Origin of the sequence: Variovorax glucosi, from assembly GCF_051216695.1 — a bacterium.
Classification (GTDB): domain Bacteria; phylum Pseudomonadota; class Gammaproteobacteria; order Burkholderiales; family Burkholderiaceae_C; genus Variovorax.
This window is the reverse complement of the sequence record NZ_JBPJZE010000365.1, coordinates 706-1,058: the sequence shown is the minus strand read 5'-3', so window position 1 is coordinate 1,058 and position 353 is coordinate 706. Positions and strand designations below refer to the sequence as shown.

Below are 353 nucleotides of genomic sequence, written 5' to 3'. Positions count from 1 at the left end.
CCGCGGCTCCTACGAGGCCATGGAGCGGCTGGCGGCGGGCACGCTCGACATCGGCCTGGTCGCCATTCCGCAGCCACCGCTGCGCGGCATCGTCGTCACGCCGTGGTGCGAGCAGCCCATGATGGCTTTCGTGCCGCAGCGCTGGAAGGCGCCCAAGCGCGTCACGCCGGCCTGGCTGGCGGCACAGCCGCTGATCTTCAACGAGGCGACCACGCACATGTACCAGCTCACGATGGAGTGGTTCGCCGATGCAGGCTTTGCGCCGCGCGCGCGCATCGAGCTCAACTACGACGCAGCCATCCGCAGCCTGGTGGCGGCCGGCTATGGCGCCGCGCTGCTGCCGCTGCAGCAGT

Annotated in this window: 1 protein-coding gene; it reads left to right on the top strand. The window is 70.5% G+C overall.

The genetic code is table 11. The features are described 5' to 3' along the window. Positions 1–353: LysR family transcriptional regulator substrate-binding protein (locus ACSFA3_RS25715; protein ID WP_435508143.1), on the top strand; the 353-nt coding region annotated here is incomplete at both ends.